The following is a 20,352-nucleotide window of genomic DNA, read 5'->3' on the forward strand; positions in this document are numbered from 1 at the left end:
TTTTTTTATGTTGAAAAGTAAATATTCAATGCTTTGATGATACTTTTCACGTTTGTATTGGGATAAAATCCTGAACTGTTGATGCAATTGATTTCAACTATTTTCCAGCCCTCATCCGTTAAACAGATGTCCATGACAAAGGCTTCTTCAAGATTAAAAAGCCGAAGCATTTCTTTGGCAAACCAGATTCCGTCTTCTGATACCATTTCAAAGGGCGCCTGATCATTAAATTTATAATATCCGGCATCAATAATCTGCCCGCCAACAATCCAGAGTCTCGCTTCTTTGATCGTCTGTTTCGCTTTAGAAATCTGAATCCAAGAATCTTCCGTAATTCTGCCGGAAGGACTTTTAAAGGCTTCGAAAACAAAATCTTCCCATTCCGCTTCGCTGAAAACCCTGCCCGTAAAAATTTTTGCTTCCCGGTAAGGCTTAATGAATTTTATTTCATCTTTTTCCCAGATCATTTTCTCTGAAATTTTCTGAACGGATACATTACTGTTGAGAAGGTTGTCGCCATAATACCCGGAATAGATTTCATACAAATGATTGCCTCCGTAAAAAGAGCCGGGAAACCAGTGGGTTTTCTGTTTTGCCAGTCGGGCAATCGTTACCGAACCATATACAAAAACATCATTACGGTCTGTTTCAAAATCTAATGTCTCTACCGTTGGAGGAATATTGATGACTCCGTAATCAATATTCAATTCTTCCAAAGCGTCAAAGATTTTATAATGATCGGGATCCAGATATATATATTAGACTGAATGAGAAAATACATGGTTACTAGTTTTTATATTATTTACTTTTCACAATTTCTGCCAGCTCTGTTTTCGCTTCTTCAGGAAATCCTGAGAGTCCGGGAATATCATTGTATTCTAAAATGAATTGTTCTCCGCTTTCCGTTTGAAGGACATCAATCGCCACAATATCGGCTTTGATATTTCCCTGCAATTCTTTTACTTTTTCAATCCATCCTTTCTCCGGTTCGATGAGCTGATAATCCTGGGTTAAAGAATTGGCTTTCCAATACCTGCCTCTTCTTTTCATTGCCCATACTTTGTCTTGTACTGCCAGATAACGGATATCATATTGATAGTTGATAAACCTTTCTGCAGTTACATAATCCTCATGAATAAACAGCAGATCTTTCAGTTCATTCCATTGTTCTTCATTTGTAACGAGACTTTTCCCATATCCGCCATGATGGTTTCCCACTTTAACAACGAAAGGAAAATCCATCCCAATATTTTTAAGCTGGGTAATATGGGTAGCTACATTAAAATTAATTACCGGCAACCCAAGCTTCTTCAATTTGTTCAGCATCGACAGTCTGTCGTACCCCGTTAATAAGGTTGATGCTGAATTTACACACGGAATTCCCGAATATTCAATTAATTCCAACATACTTCTGTGTTTTGCCTGAGGATTGACAGCGCCTAATCTCCAGAAAACAATATCCGGTTTACAGACTCCTTCTGCATCAATTACATACAGGGAAGAATCTTTTACCACAAATTCCGATGTCTGAACTTTCTTCTGAATGACATCGTATCCTCTGAAATAATCCGGCCAGTATTTTTCACCGTTCATGATTAAAATAGTCTTCATAATTTTAATTTTTTAGATTGAAAATAAAAGCCGGATGATGAAATTAACTTCCAGCCTCCATCATCCTGCTTCCCGCTTCATTACACCATAAGATCGGCGCAGTTGGAGCTTGCGAAGGCAAAAGGTTTCGCTCTGAATACATATCCCATTCCGAGAATATATCCCATGGCATCTTTCAATGCGGCATTGGATTTGAAATCCGGATCGGTATTGATGTCTGCGTGTACCTCCATTTCCACTCCATAAGCATCCAGCACCGCACAGATTGCATAGGCAATTTCTACGGATTTGTTGACTTCATTCAGCATTCGTTCTTTGATGCTGATCCGCTGGAATTCTTTTTCTTTTCTGATAAAGGTAAACGCTCCTTTTCCCTCCCGAACCAGAACGACTGCCGTAGCATAGCTGATGATATCTCCATATACGTGGGAGTCTGATCCCACACATACTTTCAGTCGGTGGCCATTGGCCTGTTCGCGGATGATGGCTTCTTCTACCAGCTGGGTAATAGAATTCTGAAAGATTTTTCCGTTCATGTTCTGCCATGTTTCTTGTTGCGTTTCCATTTTTTCTACATGTTTTTTAATGTTTAAATTGTTGATTTGTTACTATTGTCAATGGTCAATTCCTGCGGGTCAATCCGCTTCGTTCGTCAATTTTTATTGATGAAAACCACCCCGTCAAAAATTCTTTTAGAATTTTCGCCACCCCTCCAAAGGAGGGAAATTGCGGTTAAGGGTTTTGCCCAAGTGTACTTTTAATTAAAGTGTAGCCTTAAAATTCACCATTCACTTGCGAAGCAAATTCACCCTTCACTTCATTTCAATCGTCAATTCCTGCGGGTCAATTGTGAATCTTAATCATTTTAAAATTGACCATTCACTTGCGAAGCAAGATTGACCATTCACCATTTACGTTTCGTTGATTCATCAGGACTCGAACCTGAACAACAAGAGTCAAAGTCTTGTGTGCTGACCAATTACACTATGAATCAGTTTTTTTCATGAGTAATGAGTAATAGGTAATTGGTAATATTAAGATGATCTTAGCATCTGCACTCCCCATTATTACTCATTGCCCATTGCTTATTACTCATATTTTGCGGAACAGACAGGAATCGAACCTGTACCTTTAGTTTTTCAGACTAACGTGCAGACCTGCTACACCACTCTTCCGGATAATCATTGATGATTGATAAGCGATAAATGATATTGTTTAAGTTGTATCATCAATCATTATTTATCATTCATCAATTATCTTTTGTACGGGAAGAGGGATTCGAACCCCCAAAGACCTGAGCCTAAATCAGGTGTGTCTGCCAATTCCACCATTCCCGCAGATATTAGGTATTATTGATAACGGGCCAACGATCTGTACCGGCTGCTATCAATGAGTATCATCAATGATGATGAATAAAGGTATGAGAAGGCTTGTCTGTTAAAGTGTTACCTGTTATGCTTTTGTAAAGATCGTCTGCGCTTGACAAAGCCTTCCCTTCCTATTTTTTACTGAATAATGAACATCCATTGCTTTGCTTATCAATAATAAAATTCACTTGCGAAGCAAAATTGGCCATTCACCATTCACTTTTTCTCATCATTTGTTTTTTGTACTCTATAAGGGAATCGAACCCTTGTTTTCTGCTCGAAAGGCAGACGTCCTGACCGTTAGACGAATAGAGCATTTGATTGTGAACTCCGATCTGCTGACTTATGAATGATAAAAAATTCACTAGCAAAGCAAAATTGACCATTGACTGTTCACTTATCTTTTGACCATCTGACCGGGAATCGAACCCGAACAACAAGAGTACATTTCCTGCATGCTGCCGTTACATTATCAGCGGTTGGTGGAAGCAGCAGGATTCGAACCTGCTCAGCAGTAAAGCAACAGATTTACAGTCTGCCCCGACTCTCCAACTTCGGCGTGTTTCCTTTGTTTATGAGTAATGAGTAATATTTCATCCTCATCTCTGGTTTTTTAGTTTTTTGAAGAAAAATAAAGCCTGTCTTATTTTTGATTTGATATAAGAACTTCTACGCCCGACAGGCTTTTCTTTTTCTCTGGAACTATCTCATTTTAGTTACTTGAGATGGTTATGGGATTCGAACCCACTCAGCTTACGCAACGGTTTTGCAGACCGCCCCGACTCTCCCGCTTCGGCGAACCATCGATTTATAAGTAATGAGAATTGGTAATGATTAATCTTTACCTGCTTTCTCTTTTTTTATCATTGATGAATGATAAATGATGATTGATATTTATCTTCACTAAAAACAAAGTCTGTCTTAAATTTTTTATTGATGTAAGAACTTCTGCGCTTTGACAGACTTTATTTCACTTAAAAATTATATTATGTTACCTTTTTCATTTTGTTTTATTCCCGAGGTTAAGAAAAAGCCCGCCTTTATATTTTGTGTTTTTTTGGCTTAAAGATCGTCTGCGCTTGGCAGGCTTTTCTTGCTCTCTTTGAAACAATTATTTTTATGTCAATGGTCAATGGTCAATTCGCTTCGCTTGTCAATTTTAAAATTCACCGTTGACCATGCACTTTTTGTAATCCCAGAAAGATTTGAACTTTCAACCCCCGGTTTAAAAGACCGGTGCTCTAACCATTTGAGCTATGAGATTATTTGTAATTTAAATAGTAAATGATTAATCCGCTTTTCTTATTAATTGTCAATTCCTGCGGGTCAATAGTCAATTGTAACCCATTTCTAAAATTTGCTTACAAAGCAAAATTCAATATTCACCATTCACTTTAGTAATTTCGGAAGGATTCGAACCTTCAACCTTCGGCTTATGAAACCGATACTCTAACCATTGAGCTACGAAATCGTTATTTGAGACTTTTGAAATTCGCTTGCAAAGCAAAATTCACTATTCACCATTCACTTTTGTACTCCATAAGGGAATCGAACCCTTGTTTTCTGCTCGAAAGGCAGGCGTCCTAACCGTTAGACGAATGGAGCGTTATATGAATTGTCAATCTGCTGCGCTTGTCAATGGTCAATTTTAACCCGTTTCTAAAATTCACTTGTGAAGCATAATTGACCATTGACCATTCACTGATAGAAAACCACCCCGTCAAAAATTCTTTTAGAATTTTCGCCACACCTCCAAGGGAGTGGAATTGCGGTTAAGCTTTTACAGGCGGGTTTTTTGATTAACCTTTAGCCTTAAATTGACCATTCATTTGTGAAGCAGAATTCACTATTCATATGATGTCAATTGTCAATTGCTGCGGGTCAATGTCAATCTTGCATTTGTAAAATTCACCATTCACTTACGAAGCAAAATTGACTATTCACCATTGACCATTCACTTTTTGTCTGGAAAGCAGGGTTCGAACCTGCGACCTCCCGCGTCCAAAGCGGGTAAACAACCACCGTTATCTTTCCAGTTTTCAGGTCCATTTTATTATCTTTCCCGGGAGACAGCCGGTGCCGATCGTTTCATAGACCTTTTGTGATTCCGACAGGACTTGAACCTGTAACCCTGGGTTTAGAAAACCCATGCTCTATCCATTGAGCCACGGAACCTTTGGTGTGAGTGGTCAATCCGCTTTGCTTGTTAATGGCCAATTCCTGCGGATCAATGGTCAATCTTTACCCATTTAAAATTCACTTGCAGAGCAAAATTGACCATTCACCATTTACTAATAGAAACCACCCCGTCAAAAAATTCTTTGAATTTTCGCCACCCCTCCAGAGGAGTGGAATTGCGGTTAAGTTTTTTTCGTTTACGCTTTTGATTAAACTTTGGCCGTAAATTCACTATTCACTTGCAGATCAAAATTCACTATTCACAATTGATCATTCACTTTTGTAATCCCGGAAGGATTCGAACCTTCAGCCTTCGACGTATCAGGTCGATGCTCCAACCATTTGAGCTACGGGATCGTTTATTTTATCTTTTAGGCATAAAAAAAGCGCCTCTTTTCGGGAGGCGCTCTATATTTTTACACGTGTCGGTTCATTAGCCGACCCATTTATATAAGCACCTTTTACCCATCAGTTCACTGTCAAGAAGAATAACACACGCATATCCCTGCCCCATCGGCTGTGTGCCGTGTTCTCTTGAAGATAAATTGAATATGTTGTTAAATTGTTTCATTTTATTTTTCTTGTTTTAAAAAAGTTTTTTTGATAGCTGAAAACCTGTTGCTTTCAATTTTCGGTTGCAAAGTAATGACGAAATTTTTTAATCCACAAATTTATTTTTCAATTAAACATTTGAAAATCAGTAACTTAATATTAACATTTAAGGTAGACAATTTCTGTCCGCAATATTCTGCAGATGCCTTAGATACCTAAATGACTGTCTCTCATTGGGTTACTGATCACGCTTTATTTTCGTATTAATTGTTCATTTGTTATTAAAAATTTTTCACTTTTATGGTTATTTTTTTTCGTTCTAAATAATTTCTGCCCTAAAAACACAGAAAACGCCCCGACAATCGAGGCGTTTCTGCAGTATTTTGATTTAATTTTTACGAGATTATTGTAAATATTTTTCAAAGCAAGCACGTTTCGCCTCATCCGATATCATTCCTTCATACCCAAACGATCCCTTTAGTACAGGGCGATCGCATAGATTTAAACTGATATGTGCTCTTTGTATTGTCATAAATTTGTTGCGGCAAAGATAAATATTTTTCTGAAGCCAAAGAAGTGTTTATTGATCCTGATCATAAAACCGAATGGTTTCGGAAGCCTTATTCCCGTAGTTTTTTATAGATTTCTTCTTCATCAAGTATTCTACCGAATTCTTCCAGATCGGGCAACAGGCTTCCCTGATAATCATATAAACTTTTGTATTTGGTAGTGGCAATAATCACAATTTCTTTTGATTCCATCAGAGAAAGGTGCGGAAATATTTCTCTTATCTTTTTTATTGCATATAATGGTGTTATGGCTGCAGCAGTAATTTCCTCAGCGATTTCAAAAGCACTTTTGCCGTCGCGTTCTAAATGAAGATATTTAACTGTGTTATTTTTCAAATTAATTAATTCCTAAACATTCTGTTTCTTCCCATCTTGTATCTCGAAATATCTTTCAGAATCACTTCATCCTCCGGGTTGAAATGTTTCAGCTCATTTACGATTTCCGAACGGGTAGCTACTTTTTCGGCAATAATTTCGTAGGCAATATTTCTTGTGGTAGATTGGAGCTTCGGATCTTTCTTAAATTCATACTTCATAGCTTCTAGGTAAACAGTTTTTTTCTCAGAAGACGTTTTCTCATAAAGTTCCTGGATCTGTTGATCTAATTTTTTAACATCTGAAATATTAGCAAAATAATTGTTCAGACAATTGAATGCATCGCGGTCTTCTTCCCAACCTTTCAATAAAATCTGCTGTGCTTCATCAGGCATTTCCATTTTTTTACGGTAAATCAATGAGCCTTTTACCATCTGGTTGTTGCTTACGTAATCATCAGCAACCATCTGATAATAAATATTGGCATTTTTAGCATCATTCATCTGCCTGTACAGATCTCCTACTTTTTCTTTTTGCTCGAGCTCTTTGTATAGATCGATTGCTTTTTTATATTGTTTTGCTTTTTCGTAACAGCTTGCGGCTTCAGATTTATTCTTCAGTTTTTTAAGATAAATAACTGCAGCTTCATTGTACAATTCGCCATCTTCCAGGGTTTTCGCTCCACGATAGTAGTCTTTCAGCAAATTTATATATACTTTTGCTGCCCTTCTGTAATCTTTTTCACTGATGTATTTTTGGGCCAGCTCTTCGTATTTATTCCTGATTTTATCAAAAACAGAAGCCTCCAGATAAATGTTTCCTCCTCTTTCCCCTTTTCTGCCGGAAGAATTCTTTTCTTTTTCCTTTTTTTCGAGCTGCATGATCACCCCAAGAATGATGAAAGCGACAATAATGAAAATGACCAGCGTACCGATCACACTCCAGAAGCTTTGATGGAAAAGCTGCGCCAGAATTCCGATCACCTTTATGATGATGAGAATAAAGAACGCGGCCATGAATTTTTCGATAAATTGCTGCTTATTCATGCTTATCGGATTTTAAAATGGTTTTGTCTTCACTGAAAAGGCGGTACAGAAGCAGTACGACTCCTATGATAAGAATCCACACAAACCAGTTGTAGCCGAACATCCCGATCAGCGGATAGAAGATATAAGCCAGCATGGCAACGAGAATACCCATCAGGAAAATTTTAATTCCGCCAGGAACATTTTCCCCACCTACATTCAGGGATCTTTTTTTAACCACGAAGGAATACAGTCCGACTGCACCCGTCATAGCCACAATCAGCCAGAAAATTTCAGCAAAAGAGATACTTTTTTCTTCTGCTTTATTGTTTTTGGCATTTACTGATACAATAGGAGGCGGAACCTGCGGATATTCTTTTGTTCCATAAAGCCTTCCAAGAGAATCTTCTATCAAAACGGCTTTCTTTTTCATAATGGTTTTTACAATTCCTTCATCCGCCGGTTTTCCCGATCCTGTTTTCTGAATGGAATCTGCTATTTTTTTTCTGATCTGTTGCTCGTTCTGAGCCAGATATTTTACAATTTTTTTCCGGTAAACCCTTTTAAGAGAATCTGTTGCGGCATCTGTTTTATCATTCAGCCTGAAAATATCATCCTGAATTTTGTCGATTGGTCTTCCGCCGTTTTCCAGATATTCCTGATAGCTTTTTTCGTCAGGCTTGCTCATGCTTAATGACGCCTTCATATGCTCCTTCATAAGTTCTCTCCGCTTTTTTCCATACAGTGAATCGATTTTCAGATCGATATCCGTAACCCCTGACTTATAAGCTACTACAGGAGCCATCATGGTTTTTTCGGGAGGCTGAATTTTGCCTGAGGAAACTGTCTGCGATTCTTTGGATTGATTTTGGTTAAAAGTCATAAACACTCTTGCCAGCCCGAGCATTAACAGGATAACCCAGAATACCCAACCATAACTTTTCCCTGAAGATTTTTCATTGAAAGAATCGTCCTCTTTTTTACCGAAGAGTTTTTCCAGCCAGGGAATTTTAAATTTGAAAATCCCGAAACCGTCGCCTCTCGATGTTCCCATAATATCCAGGGGAACCCCCAGCTCAACTGCCCGGTCCGGATATTTTTCGATATATTTTAAATACTTTTCAATTTCCTTTTTGTTTCCGGCCATTACTTTTTTCAGATCAAAGGGAAGATTATTCATCCATTCTTCTTCAGTCTGCGGTTTCTGCAGTGCCTCCAGGATTTTTTCATCATCCATTTCCACCGTAAAACTTTCAATTTTCTGCGGAATGCGTACTCCTTTCAAAGGTTTTCTTACCTGATCTCCCGAAGGTTCTGGGTTCTGAATTATTGACAGCCAGTCGATTTCTTCATTCAGCTTGACCAATCCGAATTCGGGATGCATGAGAAGAAATGTCGCATCGGCCAATTGCCAGTCTTCAGGATTGATCTTCGGATAAAACAGGGTGTTTTCAGGAATGAAAAATTTGTCGTCGACCCCTTGGAAATAAGCATTTCTGCCGATTTCACTCGGAGCTAAATCTTCGAAAACCAGGAAACATCCATACAAGGCATTCGGTTCGGAAGCAGGAACCGGAAATGACAGAACCTCATTCAGATTGATTCCTAAAATTTCCATCTCACGAAGCCACACGAGCGGTGAAGACCCTTTAATCAAAAGTCCTTTTTTTGGATAGCTGTTTTTCGGAAAAGGTTTGATTCTAAGTTCCATATTCCCAGATTTGATCGATAAACCGTTCCATATAATCGGCGTACATTTCTTCCATCGTCCTTACTTTCAGCAGGGTATTCTGCGGCAAATAATATTCGGAACCTCCGAATTCGGTATGCGTTGCCAATGCCAGATTCCCATATTCTGTGGAAGGAATATAAAATTCCGGTATCTTTTTGTTGCTGCTTTTAAATGTAAGCATTCCCCGGGAATCCGTAATAATCTCACTTCCATCTGAAAAAATGAATTTGTTTTTATTCTGCTCGGTGTAAATTTTCAACGGATGATTGTTTCTGTAAAACGTGATCGAATCTTCGCTGTATTTGTTCAGCTCATTATTTGAAACGATCAGTTTTTTTTCCGTGTTGATTCCGATGTTATGAAAATTATTCAGGATTTTCAGTCCGCTGTGAGTTAATTTATTAAGTTCTTTTTCAGCTTTTAAGATATTTTTATCTATTTCAAAATCATTTTTAACTGTTTCCAAACTAATATTGCCATCAATACTTATCTCAAAAATCCAAGGTGATGTTCTATTACGCAAATAAAACTTTTTACTAAAATAAGTTAATTTAAGACTATCTGGCAATTCTCTTTTACCCGTTAGATTCAGCTCAGAATATTCTTTGGTATTTAAATTTAATTTGGAAATCAGTTTTTTATCGGGCAAATACTGACATAAGATAAAATCCCCCTGTTTATTTCTCGCTAATGCAAACTGACCTTTCGGTTTTACGGAAATACCATCAACTAATACTTCACATCCATGATGGGTTTTATAGGTATCATAGTAATCCCGGTTGTAATAATTATCCGAGAGATAAGTTCTCAGCAGCTGTTTTTTATTGCTGAGTATATAAAATTCACCTTCATACAGAAAAGTGGCGATTTTATTGATCGGTGCAGGAAACAATAGCGGGTAATTAAACGGAACATCCGCTTTTTTGCCGTTTCCTGAAAGCTTATTTTCCGTTCTCCGTTTCCGTTCAGGTGGATTGGCCCACAATTCCTGCAACGGCAGCATAATTTTCTGGATGTGTTTCCGTGTGCCTTTGTGATGCTTGTAAAAGTTCAGCTCCCCATTTGCGGAAGTTGTTACCAGAAATTTCAGGCGGTCCCTGTTTTCATGAATTACTTTCTGAAGATTGTGATTTGCTACATTTTCCTGATTGGTAATAAAAAATACTTCCAGATCTTTTTCTTTATGCTCTTCCTGGAAAAACCTTTCGAGCGTATGCGAAACTTCCAAAACCGGACTTACCTGATTTAGGTTTTCCACTATTTCATCTACTTTATCCAAAGCAATCGGGATGATGTTCTGTCCCAATGCAAAAACCTTACATTCCGAATGGGCTTTCGGATGTTTGATGACTGCAATGGCCGATGCAAACGCCAAAACTTTCGGCGTTCCCCAGTTTTTCAGGGAAGTGTCGATTAAAATAATTCTTTCAAAAATATTTTCTTCGGGGGGAATCTCTCTTTGGATATACAATGCTTCATTGTTGGCCACACGGTTCATAAAGACATCATCCTCATTGGCAAATTCAGACAAAAGCATCCGGTGCAGCTCGCCTTTATTCGTCATATCCGAAATTCCCCCGATCGGCTGCTCTCCCGGTGAAAGATGGCGCATCGGAATTTTCAGTCCGCTCCATATTCTTTTAATTAAACTTCCGACCTGAAACGTTTTCGGTTCTTCGACGAGTTCCTGAATGAAATCCTTTCCGGTTTCCACTGTCGTTTCTTCTTCCACTACTTCATCCTCCAGTTCGGGAAGATCCGTAAACCCTTTCATAGCATTTATGATGGATTCCGGAGTCGGAAATTTATTCTGAAGCAGTGCTAACGTTTTAATATCTCTGTTGACCGCGATTGAAGTCAGATCCTTTTTAACAGCAGCTTCGCCTATGATTTGAGGCTTTGTTTCAAATATTTTTAAGATTAACCCTGAATTGACGGAAGAAATCTGATTGTGACTGTCTTTAAAAATGGTCTGTAAAAGAATGATCTTATTCCGTCCTTTCTTGAAGGAGCCTCCGATGGTATTTATATTTTCTAAAAATTTTATGGCAAGATTAACGTCCGAACTATTTTCCGCTAACATACCCTTTTGTCTGTTCAGATGATAAAAAACACCATCCAGATTCAGGTAGCCATCATGAAGCGCATATAAAACAAGCAGCAAAGAACCAAAGGGAGGAAACCCAGACTCTTTTAATTCTTTGAGGATTTCAATGACATAAGGTCTATAAGCAATCGCTCCTACATTCGGGATCGAAAGAGAAGGTTGTTATCATTATACCGGGTATCGTCAGGAATATCTTCATCCGTTGTCCATTCCCAAAAATAGTTGATATACGATTGAAAATAAGCAACTATATCCATTCCTGTGATTTTAAAGTCAAACGGAATGAACTTACAGAAAGTTTCCGGAAATCATCCTTATTCAGATGGAGAACACTTCCGTTTTCATTCCACAACAACCACTGATCGCGTCCCGTATTGTATTTTCTCTGCAATAAAGAACTCAGGTTTTTAAACTCAAAATCATAACCTGCCGGTAAAAGATGACCGTCTTTCGACCAAAAGGTTTTTCCCGGTAAACTCAGTAAGGGATTTCCAATAAATAAAGCCTGGTCATTAATAATACTCCAGTCGATTTTCTCTAATTTAAATTTTGGCAGCGTGATGATAGTTTCTCTGATTTCTTCTACCGAACATAATAAGGCTGTTGCAGGATGTTCTTCCTCGCCTGGTTTTAATTTAACTTCAATTTTCTCATCAATTCTAAAAAAATTAGGATTGAATGATGGAAAAGTTAAACGCAACGCTTTATCAATGGGAGTCCAAAGCAAAGCCGTTCTCATTTTTTTGCTTGGAATCAGGGCATCTTTCCTGAATAACAGCCCGTCCCTTAATTCGTATATCAGAAAATTAGGCAGCTGTTGAATTTCTGCAGAAACCGCCTGCTCATCTGTGAAACCTTTTAGCCATATGACATCCTCTTCCAATGCAATCTGAACATTTTTCCAATCCCGTACCGAACCTAAAAAGTCTTCATCTTCACGGGGAATTTCTGCCCAGAATTCTTTTAGACCGTCTGAAGAATCTTTTGCCATAGACTTTCGATTTCTTGTTGAATGTATTGTTTCTGTTCAGGATTTTTGATCCAGTCGCAACGGGTCTGAAGGTATCTTAATTTATCTTTGATCACATTCTGCTCTTCAAAACTTAAAGATCCTCCATTCCATTTTTCCATTAAGATTTTTACATCTTTCATCACTTCTTCCGGATTCGGCGTTTTGTTCTGCATTGCCTGCGGATGGGATTTCAGGTGGTCGTCTTTTTCAATCGTCCGGTTGATAATTCCTTCGAGAATTTCAATTTGCTCTTCCGTATCCCAGATATGTTTCAATACCCATAAATCTGATAATATGGCCTCGTTTCTGCCACAAATCAGGGCGCTTGCCGCGATCAGATTCTGCAATTTTACGGCTCTACGGTCCGAAATGGCGATTCCCGTATTCCGGAGATTGATTATGGTATTTAAATAAACTTCATAAACAGGTTTTAAATCTACCGTTTTACACAAGTCCTGAAGCTCACGAATTTCATGGGAGAGGATTTCCGGCACTTCAGCTCCGGTATTGTTCTCAAGCTTTCTTCCGGCTAAAAGTACCTGGTGCAGAAGATCCGGGCTCACATAATCCACATTGATCCGGATCAGGAAACGGTCGAACAAAGCATTCAATGCTTCATCTTCAGGCAGCACATTGCTGGCTCCCACAAACATCAGTGCCGGCATATGTTTTGTCTCTTTTCCTCTTTTGAACATTTTTTCGTTGAGGGCCATCAGCAGAGAATTCAGAATTGCGGAGTTGGCATTGAAAATTTCATCCAGAAAAACCAGTGAAGCCTCGGGCATCATTCCATCAGTGTTGGTCAGTAATTCTCCTTCTTTTAATTTACGAATATCGAAAGGGCCGAATATTTCATTCGGTTCGGTAAAACGGGTCAGGAGATATTCAAAGTTTTTCCCGTCTTTTACAGTTTTAGCCAAAGTCCTGACAATGGCAGATTTTGCGGTTCCGGGAGGTCCGTACAAAAAGGCATTTTCTCTTGCCAGCAGACAAATTCCCAGTAAATCGACGACGTCATTTTTTCCGACAAAAGTATCTTTTACGTAGGTAAGAACGGTGTTTAATTTTTCTATATTTTGAGTCATTATGTTATGTAATTTTTAACAGAAAGTGTAAATTCTACGGTATTAGTTATTCAATTAGAAAGATATTACTTAAAAAATTTGATTAATCTCATTTACTTACAATTTTTAATTCTTTCCAGAAAACATCTTTATAAAGTCCGAATTCCGCAATCAGTAATTGATTGATATATGGAATTTCGGCTAATGAATATGCTTTTCTTTCTACAATTCTTTCAAGGTATAACTTTCGGTAGGTCCTGTCTTTTAATTCTTCTTCCCAACTCATACCAGACAGATGCAGATCTAATCCCACCGCGGAATAATGAAATTGTTTTAAAATATTTTCGAGGATCCCAATTAAAGGATCTTCTGGATCTGTATTTTGCAGAGCGGAAATAACCTGGGGTAAAAACCTTAATGACAGATCGGCTGATAATAACGTTGAAATCGTTCTGTTTCCTGTAAAAGAAGGAATCAACATGTGTAAATCCTTTTCTGTATTTTCTCTTATCAAATGCAGTTGAGCACTGTAATAAAGAATTTTTGCAGCCCAAACAGCACTTTTACTATCAAAGCTGATTTTATCAGAGAGAAAATCCAGTCGTTCCTTTTCAAACTCCGTTTCAAAATAGTCCGCAGCGTCCTTTTCCTCTTGTTGAGAAATTTCCTGAAGACTGGTAAAAATAGTGATGCACTCTTCTTTTCTTAATAAGAATAAAGTGTCTAAAAATGGAGATTTCGGCTGCAACATCTAACAAAAATAAAAAATATAATTTATGAATTTTAAATTTTATTTCTGAATTAAAAGATAATGAATAGAATAAATTAGAAAACATATCCAACGATTTGATTTTGTTGAAGTGAAAGGAGAAATAAAATCATTTTATAATATGATTAGATCCTTATTGAGCGATAAATATAAGTAATGAGCAATAAGCAATTGGTAATAATTGATAATTGATGAATGATGAGGTAAGACTTTGTATAGGTTGTGGTGCTATGATTGCTGCTGTATTTTTCCTTTCTTGGGAGCATCCTCTTTAAACTTTAAACTTTAAACTTTAAACCTTGAACCTTGAACTTTAAATCTTGAATCTTGAGCAAAAAAAAAGTCTCATACAAATAAATGCATGAGACTTTTAATAAAAACTGGCGGCGACCTACTCTCCCGCTATTCGCAGTACCATCGGCGCTGGTGGGCTTAACTTCTGTGTTCGGAATGGGAACAGGTGAGCCCCACCGCTAAAACCACCCTAAAGGTTGTATATAGGTTTAAGGTTTTTAGTTTTATGTTCAAAGTTTATCACTTTGAATTTTAAACATTGAACCTTAAATCAATTTATCGGTAAATTTCATCACAAAGGCAAAACCTTGGTTGCACTTATAAGGCTTTATTGAGAACCAATAGGCAATAAATCTACGGGTAATTAGTACTACTCGGCTATGCTGTTACCAACTTTACACCTGTAGCCTATCAACGTGGTCATCTCCCACGACCCTTAAAAGATGTCTCATCTTGAGGCGAGTTTCACACTTATATGCTTTCAGTGTTTATCTCTTCCAAACATAGCTACTCAGCGGTGCACCTGGCGGTACAACTGATACACCAGAGGTTTGTTCAATTCGGTCCTCTCGTACTAGAATCAAGCCCTCTCAAACATCTAACGCCCGCAATAGATAGAGACCGAACTGTCTCACGACGTTCTGAACCCAGCTCGCGTGCCACTTTAATGGGCGAACAGCCCAACCCTTGGGACCTTCTCCAGCCCCAGGATGTGACGAGCCGACATCGAGGTGCCGAACCTCCCCGTCGATGTGAGCTCTTGGGGGAGACTAGCCTGTTATCCCCGGAGTACCTTTTATCCTATGAGCGATGGCCCTTCCATACGGAACCACCGGATCACTATGTCCTGCTTTCGCACCTGATCGACTTGTAGGTCTCACAGTCAAGCACCCTTATGCCATTACACTCTACGCACGGTTACCAAGCGTGCTGAGGGTACCTTTGAAAGCCTCCGTTACTCTTTTGGAGGCGACCACCCCAGTCAAACTACCCACCACGCAATGTCCTTCTAAAAGAAGTTAGGCTCCAAGTAAGTAAAGGGTGGTATTTCAACGTCGGCTCCACAAACACTAGCGTGCCTGCTTCAAAGCCTCCCACCTATCCTACACATTACTTACTCAAAGTCAATACGAAGTTATAGTAAAGGTTCACAGGGTCTTTTCGTCCCATTGCGGGTAATCGGCATCTTCACCGATACTACAATTTCACCGAGCTCGTGGCTGAGACAGTGCCCAGATCGTTACACCATTCGTGCAGGTCGGAACTTACCCGACAAGGAATTTCGCTACCTTAGGACCGTTATAGTTACGGCCGCCGTTTACTGGGGCTTCAGTCAAACGCTTCGCTTACGCTAACGCCCTTCCTTAACCTTCCAGCACCGGGCAGGTGTCAGACCCTATACAGCATCTTTCGATTTAGCAGAGTCCTGTGTTTTTGATAAACAGTCGCCTGGGCCTCTTCACTGCGGCCAGCATTGCTGCTGGCGTCTCTTCTTCCGAAGTTACGAGACTATTTTGCCTAGTTCCTTAGCCACGACTCACTCGAGCACCTTAGGATTCTCTCCTCGACCACCTGTGTCGGTTTTGGTACGGGTTGCTTCACTTCGGCTTTTCTTGGATCCGATTACACTACAGCAGCTTCGCCCGAAGGCTAGGCCTTGACACTTCCGTCCGTCTTTAGTAGCTACATCGAACCGTCCCCTTTTTAGTGTGAGCAAGTATGGGAATATTAACCCATTGTCCATCCACTACCCCTTTCGGGTTCGCGTTAGGTCCCGACTAACCCTCAGCTGATTAGCATGGCTGAGGAAACCTTAGTCTTTCGGTGAGGGGGTTTCTCGCCCCCTTTATCGTTACTTATGCCTACATTTTCTTTTCTATAAGCTCCACCAAGCCTCACGACTCAGCTTCTACGCCGATAGAATGCTCTCCTACCAGATGTAATATAATTACAAATCCATAGCTTCGGTATTCTGTTTATGCCCGATTATTATCCATGCCGGACCGCTCGACTAGTGAGCTGTTACGCACTCTTTAAATGAATGGCTGCTTCCAAGCCAACATCCTAGCTGTCAATGCAGTCCAACCGCGTTGCTTCAACTTAACAGAAATTTGGGGACCTTAGCTGTTGGTCTGGGTTCTTTCCCTCTCGGACATGGACCTTAGCACCCATGCCCTCACTGCCGTAGAACATTTATTAGCATTCGGAGTTTGTCAGGAATTGGTAGGTGGTGAAACCCCCGCATCCAATCAGTAGCTCTACCTCTAATAAACTTATATACGACGCTGCACCTAAATGCATTTCGGAGAGTACGAGCTATCTCCCAGTTTGATTGGCCTTTCACCCCTACCCACAGGTCATCCGAAGACTTTTCAACGTCAACCGGTTCGGTCCTCCACTTTGTGTTACCAAAGCTTCAACCTGCCCATGGGTAGATCACAAGGTTTCGCGTCTAATCCTACTAACTATGCGCCCTATTCAGACTCGCTTTCGCTCCGGCTCCGGACCTGAAGTCCTTAACCTCGCTAGTAAAATTAACTCGTAGGCTCATTATGCAAAAGGCACGCCGTCACAGAATTAATCTGCTCCGACCGCTTGTAGGCGTACGGTTTCAGGTTCTATTTCACCCTTCTATTCGAAGTGCTTTTCACCTTTCCTTCACAGTACTTGTTCACTATCGGTCTTTCAGGAGTATTTAGCCTTGGAGGATGGTCCCCCCATATTCAGACAGGATTTCACGTGTCCCGCCCTACTCATTTATCACTTATGTATGCCTTTCATATACGGGGCTATCACCCTCTATGGCCGTTCTTTCCAGAACATTCTATTAAACATATAAAAGCTTTTGGGCTAATCCGCTTTCGCTCGCCACTACTTACGGAATCTCTTCGATTTCTTTTCCTCCGGGTACTTAGATGTTTCAGTTCTCCGGGTTTGCTCTCTAATAAATTAGAGTAATACATCTTCAATGTATTGGGTTGCCCCATTCGGACATCTCGGGATCAATTCGTGTGTGCCAATCCCCCGAGCTTTTCGCAGCTTACCACGTCCTTCTTCGCCTCTGAAAGCCTAGGCATCCGCCATACGCCCTTAACGATTTCTTTCCTATTTTTAGGTTACTCAAGCACTTATAAGTGCTCGGTTTTCTCTTTGTGATGTCTTTACCGTTAATGTCAATGATCTTAATATCTTCTCTTCCGTCTGATGAACAGATGTTGTTTTTGGCTCCATCCGTAACTTTTAAATCAAACTTCCAAAACTGTGGAGAATAAGGGAGTCGAACCCTTGACCTCCTGCGTGCAAGGCAGGCGCTCTAGCCAGCTGAGCTAATTCCCCCTCTAGTAGTTTAATGTTTAAGGTTTCATGTTCAATGCCTTAACCTTGAACCATAAACTTTAAACCTTCAACTTAATTAGTAGTCTCGGGCAGGCTCGAACTGCCGACCTCTACATTATCAGTGTAGCGCTCTAACCAGCTGAGCTACGAGACTCTGTTATGAGTGATAAATGATAAGTGATGAATGATATAGTTACTATAGTCATTCCCTTCTCTCACCTCTCTTCTCAATCTCTTATCCCTTATACTAATTTCTAGTGGGTTTTGTATTTTTAATATAAGCAACCAATAAAAAACTAAAGCTTGAACTTTAAGTAAGTCCTGTGGACATCTTCATGTCCGTAATTTTGTTTATTCTCGTATGAACGAGACTCTAAAATGAGATGTTCCAGCCGCACCTTCCGGTACGGCTACCTTGTTACGACTTAGCCCTAGTTACCTGTTTTACCCTAGGCAGCTCCTTTTACGGTCACCGACTTCAGGTACCCCAGACTTCCATGGCTTGACGGGCGGTGTGTACAAGGCCCGGGAACGTATTCACCGCGCCATGGCTGATGCGCGATTACTAGCGATTCCAGCTTCATAGAGTCGAGTTGCAGACTCCAATCCGAACTGAGACCGGCTTTCGAGATTCGCATCACATCGCTGTGTAGCTGCCCTCTGTACCGGCCATTGTATTACGTGTGTGGCCCAAGGCGTAAGGGCCGTGATGATTTGACGTCATCCCCACCTTCCTCTCTACTTGCGTAGGCAGTCTTACTAGAGTCCTCAACTTAATGGTAGCAACTAGTAACAGGGGTTGCGCTCGTTGCAGGACTTAACCTAACACCTCACGGCACGAGCTGACGACAACCATGCAGCACCTTGAAAATTGCCCGAAGGAAGGTCTATTTCTAAACCGATCAATTCCCATTTAAGCCTTGGTAAGGTTCCTCGCGTATCATCGAATTAAACCACATAATCCACCGCTTGTGCGGGCCCCCGTCAATTCCTTTGAGTTTCATTCTTGCGAACGTACTCCCCAGGTGGCTAACTTATCACTTTCGCTTAGTCTCTGAACCCGAAAGCCCAAAAACGAGTTAGCATCGTTTACGGCGTGGACTACCAGGGTATCTAATCCTGTTCGCTCCCCACGCTTTCGTCCATCAGCGTCAGTTAAGACATAGTGACCTGCCTTCGCAATTGGTGTTCTAAGTAATATCTATGCATTTCACCGCTACACTACTTATTCCAGCCACTTCTACCTTACTCAAGACCTGCAGTATCAATGGCAGTTTCACAGTTAAGCTGTGAGATTTCACCACTGACTTACAGATCCGCCTACGGACCCTTTAAACCCAATAAATCCGGATAACGCTTGCACCCTCCGTATTACCGCGGCTGCTGGCACGGAGTTAGCCGGTGCTTATTCGTACAGTACCTTCAGCTACTCTCACGAGAGTAGGTTTATCCCTGTACAAAAGAAGTTTACAACCCATAGGGCCGTCGTCCTTCACGCGGGATGGCTGGATCAGGCGCTAACCCATTGTCCAATATTCCTCACTGCTGCCTCCCGTAGGAGTCTGGTCCGTGTCTCAGTACCAGTGTGGGGGATCACCCTCTCAGGCCCCCTAAAGATCATCGACTTGGTGAGCCGTTACCTCACCAACTATCTAATCTTGCGCGTGCCCATCTCTATCCACCGGAGTTTTCAATAATAAATGATGCCATTCATTATATTATGGGGTATTAATCTTCCTTTCGAAAGGCTATCCCCCAGATAAAGGCAGGTTGCACACGTGTTCCGCACCCGTACGCCGCTCTCTCTGTCCCGAAAGACAAATACCGCTCGGCTTGCATGTGTTAGGCCTCCCGCTAGCGTTCATCCTGAGCCAGGATCAAACTCTCCATTGTATGTTTGTTCCAGGCTCACTCAAAGTTTTTTTACGCTTTAGTTTTTCCTTACTTGGTTGTTATATTGTATGTCAATGATCTTCTTTATCTCTCGCTTTGTAACGTAGCAATCGTTTCTGTCAGTGTTGCTTTCGTATTTGCGAGTGCAAAAGTAATAACTTATTTTTAAATGACCAAATGTTTTGAAAAGAAATTTTAAAGTTTTTTTTCTTAACCTTAACCCTCTCTAAACATTCAATCCCTCTACTCCTGCGCTCCCCTTAATCGGGACTGCAAAGATACAAATCTTTTTTATTCCCGCAACTCTTTTCTAAAAAAAGTTTTTGATCCTAAAACCGATTAAACCGTATCTTCCATAACCATAGAAAAGTATTTATTCTTTATTCCAAAAGAAATAAAAAACAAACCCTCCATCTCTATATAAAGTAGTTTTCTTTAAAATAATATCCGCTTATCTAAAAGCTCTTCTGCGCTTACTGAACTACTCTCGTTTTCAGTGGGGCAAAGATAGAAACTTATTACCCAATC

Annotated in this window: 10 protein-coding genes, 14 tRNA genes and 3 rRNA genes; all 27 read right to left on the reverse strand. The window is 40.1% G+C overall.

Annotated elements, in window-relative coordinates; translation table 11 throughout:
• Window positions 1-5: 5 nt before the first annotated feature.
• Window positions 6-716 (reverse strand): ATP-grasp domain-containing protein, encoded by a 711-nt coding sequence (locus tag QE422_RS18245; protein WP_307461553.1) that lies wholly within the window; start codon window positions 714-716, stop codon window positions 6-8.
• Window positions 717-798: 82 nt separating this feature from the next.
• Entirely contained in the window at window positions 799-1,611 is an 813-nt protein-coding gene (locus QE422_RS18250) for a RimK family alpha-L-glutamate ligase (RefSeq protein WP_307461555.1), read from the reverse strand.
• Window positions 1,612-1,691: 80 nt separating this feature from the next.
• Entirely contained in the window at window positions 1,692-2,177 is a 486-nt protein-coding gene (locus tag QE422_RS18255) for a ribonuclease H-like YkuK family protein (RefSeq protein WP_294246131.1), read from the reverse strand.
• Between the two features lie 355 nt (window positions 2,178-2,532).
• Window positions 2,533-2,605, reverse strand: a tRNA-Gln gene (locus QE422_RS18260).
• A 108-nt stretch (window positions 2,606-2,713) separates the two neighbouring features.
• Window positions 2,714-2,786: transfer RNA gene (locus QE422_RS18265), tRNA-Phe, on the reverse strand.
• A gap of 88 nt (window positions 2,787-2,874) precedes the next feature.
• Window positions 2,875-2,948: transfer RNA gene (locus QE422_RS18270), tRNA-Leu, on the reverse strand.
• A gap of 273 nt (window positions 2,949-3,221) precedes the next feature.
• A tRNA-Glu gene (locus QE422_RS18275) sits at window positions 3,222-3,293 on the reverse strand.
• 165 nt (window positions 3,294-3,458) lie between these two features.
• Window positions 3,459-3,545 (reverse strand) — tRNA-Tyr (locus QE422_RS18280).
• Between the two features lie 156 nt (window positions 3,546-3,701).
• Window positions 3,702-3,783, reverse strand: a tRNA-Cys gene (locus tag QE422_RS18285).
• A 385-nt stretch (window positions 3,784-4,168) separates the two neighbouring features.
• Window positions 4,169-4,242, reverse strand: a tRNA-Lys gene (locus QE422_RS18290).
• 134 nt (window positions 4,243-4,376) lie between these two features.
• A tRNA-Met gene (locus tag QE422_RS18295) sits at window positions 4,377-4,449 on the reverse strand.
• Between the two features lie 62 nt (window positions 4,450-4,511).
• Window positions 4,512-4,583: transfer RNA gene (locus QE422_RS18300), tRNA-Glu, on the reverse strand.
• Window positions 4,584-4,942: 359 nt separating this feature from the next.
• Window positions 4,943-5,014, reverse strand: a tRNA-Pro gene (locus QE422_RS18305).
• 66 nt (window positions 5,015-5,080) lie between these two features.
• Window positions 5,081-5,153: transfer RNA gene (locus QE422_RS18310), tRNA-Arg, on the reverse strand.
• 286 nt (window positions 5,154-5,439) lie between these two features.
• Window positions 5,440-5,513: transfer RNA gene (locus tag QE422_RS18315), tRNA-Ile, on the reverse strand.
• A gap of 815 nt (window positions 5,514-6,328) precedes the next feature.
• Entirely contained in the window at window positions 6,329-6,613 is a 285-nt protein-coding gene (locus QE422_RS18320; RefSeq protein ID WP_307461558.1) for a hypothetical protein, read from the reverse strand.
• Window positions 6,614-6,618: 5 nt separating this feature from the next.
• Window positions 6,619-7,638, reverse strand: coding sequence for a lipopolysaccharide assembly protein LapB (locus QE422_RS18325; protein WP_307461560.1), 1,020 nt, complete (start codon window positions 7,636-7,638; stop codon window positions 6,619-6,621).
• Window positions 7,631-9,328, reverse strand: a complete 1,698-nt coding sequence (locus tag QE422_RS18330) for an APC family permease (protein WP_307461561.1) — start codon at window positions 9,326-9,328, stop codon at window positions 7,631-7,633. Before QE422_RS18330 ends, QE422_RS18325 begins: the two co-directional genes overlap by 8 nt.
• Window positions 9,318-11,603 (reverse strand): hypothetical protein, encoded by a 2,286-nt coding sequence (locus QE422_RS18335; protein ID WP_307462401.1) that lies wholly within the window; start codon window positions 11,601-11,603, stop codon window positions 9,318-9,320. The genes QE422_RS18330 and QE422_RS18335 overlap by 11 nt, the downstream gene beginning before the upstream one ends.
• A gap of 100 nt (window positions 11,604-11,703) precedes the next feature.
• Window positions 11,704-12,447 carry a hypothetical protein gene (locus QE422_RS18340; protein ID WP_307461563.1) on the reverse strand — a complete coding sequence of 248 codons (744 nt, stop codon included), beginning with the start codon at window positions 12,445-12,447 and terminating at the stop codon, window positions 11,704-11,706.
• Window positions 12,420-13,553, reverse strand: coding sequence for an AAA family ATPase (locus tag QE422_RS18345; protein ID WP_307461565.1), 1,134 nt, complete (start codon window positions 13,551-13,553; stop codon window positions 12,420-12,422). Before QE422_RS18345 ends, QE422_RS18340 begins: the two co-directional genes overlap by 28 nt.
• A gap of 88 nt (window positions 13,554-13,641) precedes the next feature.
• Window positions 13,642-14,283: a hypothetical protein gene (locus QE422_RS18350; RefSeq protein WP_307461567.1), complete on the reverse strand. Its 642-nt coding sequence runs from the start codon at window positions 14,281-14,283 to the stop codon at window positions 13,642-13,644.
• A 396-nt stretch (window positions 14,284-14,679) separates the two neighbouring features.
• A 5S ribosomal RNA gene (rrf, locus tag QE422_RS18355) occupies window positions 14,680-14,788 on the reverse strand.
• 151 nt (window positions 14,789-14,939) lie between these two features.
• Window positions 14,940-17,699: ribosomal RNA gene (locus QE422_RS18360) — 23S ribosomal RNA — on the reverse strand.
• A gap of 158 nt (window positions 17,700-17,857) precedes the next feature.
• Window positions 17,858-17,931: transfer RNA gene (locus QE422_RS18365), tRNA-Ala, on the reverse strand.
• 80 nt (window positions 17,932-18,011) lie between these two features.
• Window positions 18,012-18,085 (reverse strand) — tRNA-Ile (locus QE422_RS18370).
• Between the two features lie 222 nt (window positions 18,086-18,307).
• Window positions 18,308-19,824, reverse strand: a 16S ribosomal RNA gene (locus QE422_RS18375).
• The 16S, 23S and 5S rRNA genes sit together here with 2 tRNA genes alongside, the layout of an rRNA operon.
• Window positions 19,825-20,352: the final 528 nt, after the last annotated feature.

The organism is Chryseobacterium sp. SORGH_AS_0447, assembly GCF_030818695.1.
Taxonomy (GTDB): Bacteria; Bacteroidota; Bacteroidia; order Flavobacteriales; family Weeksellaceae; genus Chryseobacterium.

Coding starts and splice junctions, on each gene's coding strand:
- QE422_RS18250 (WP_307461555.1), bottom strand. CDS start 1,611: ATGAAGACTATTTTAATCATGAACGGTGAAAAATACTGGCCGGATTAT.
- QE422_RS18255 (WP_294246131.1), bottom strand. CDS start 2,177: ATGGAAACGCAACAAGAAACATGGCAGAACATGAACGGAAAAATCTTT.
- QE422_RS18325 (WP_307461560.1), bottom strand. CDS start 7,638: ATGAATAAGCAGCAATTTATCGAAAAATTCATGGCCGCGTTCTTTATT.
- QE422_RS18330 (WP_307461561.1), bottom strand. CDS start 9,328: ATGGAACTTAGAATCAAACCTTTTCCGAAAAACAGCTATCCAAAAAAA.
- QE422_RS18340 (WP_307461563.1), bottom strand. CDS start 12,447: ATGGCAAAAGATTCTTCAGACGGTCTAAAAGAATTCTGGGCAGAAATT.
- QE422_RS18345 (WP_307461565.1), bottom strand. CDS start 13,553: ATGACTCAAAATATAGAAAAATTAAACACCGTTCTTACCTACGTAAAA.
- QE422_RS18350 (WP_307461567.1), bottom strand. CDS start 14,283: ATGTTGCAGCCGAAATCTCCATTTTTAGACACTTTATTCTTATTAAGA.